Genomic DNA, 898 nt, shown 5'->3' on the forward strand with positions numbered 1-898 from the left:
TCAAACCCGATCAGGCCCGCTCGAGCGCGAGCGCCACACCCATGCCGCCGCCGATGCACAGCGAGGCAAGACCGCGCTTCGCGTCGCGGCGCTGCATTTCATGCAGCAGCGTCACGAGAATCCGGCAGCCCGATGCGCCGATCGGATGCCCGATCGCAATCGCCCCGCCGTTCACGTTGATCTTCGACGTGTCCCAGCCCATCTGCTTGTTCACGGCCAGCGCCTGCGCGGCGAACGCCTCGTTGATCTCCATGAGATCGAGATCGTTCACCGACCAGCCCGCGCGCTCCAGCGCACGCTTCGATGCCGGCACCGGGCCCATGCCCATCACCTTCGGATCCACGCCGCCGCTGGCGTACGCCTTGATGCGCGCGAGCGGCGTGAGGCCCAGCGCCTCGGCCTTCTTCGCCGACATCACCACCACCGCCGCCGCGCCATCGTTGATGCCCGAGGCGTTCGCCGCCGTCACCGTGCCTTCCTTGTTGAACGCGGGCTTCAGGCCCGCGAGCGATTCGGCCGTCACGCCGTGGCGCACGAATTCGTCGGTCGCGAACTGCAGCGGCTCGCCCTTGCGCTGCGGGATCGCCACCGGCACGATCTCGGCGTCGAAGCGGCCGGCCTTCTGCGCGGCTTCCGCCTTGTTCTGCGAGAGCGCCGCAAACGCGTCCTGCTCCTCGCGCGTAATGCCGTATTCCTTCGCGACGTTCTCTGCCGTCACGCCCATGTGGTACTGGTTGTACACGTCCCACAGGCCGTCGACGATCATGCTGTCGATGAGCTTCGCATCGCCCATGCGGAAGCCGTCGCGCGAGCCCGGCAGCACGTGCGGCGCGGCGCTCATGTTCTCCTGGCCGCCGGCCACGACGATCTCCGAGTCGCCCGCGATGATCGCGTTGGC

General features: G+C 68.3%; 1 protein-coding gene. It reads right to left on the reverse strand.

Annotation, left to right across the window (positions count from 1 at the left end; all coding sequences use genetic code 11):
- Positions 1-10 precede the first annotated feature (10 nt).
- Positions 11-898, reverse strand: an 888-nt coding sequence (locus U5768_RS31815) for an acetyl-CoA C-acetyltransferase (RefSeq protein WP_322034288.1), incomplete at its 5' end; no start/stop codon positions are given.

This window comes from Paraburkholderia sp. J76, from assembly GCF_905220295.1.
Classification (GTDB): Bacteria; Pseudomonadota; Gammaproteobacteria; order Burkholderiales; family Burkholderiaceae; genus Paraburkholderia.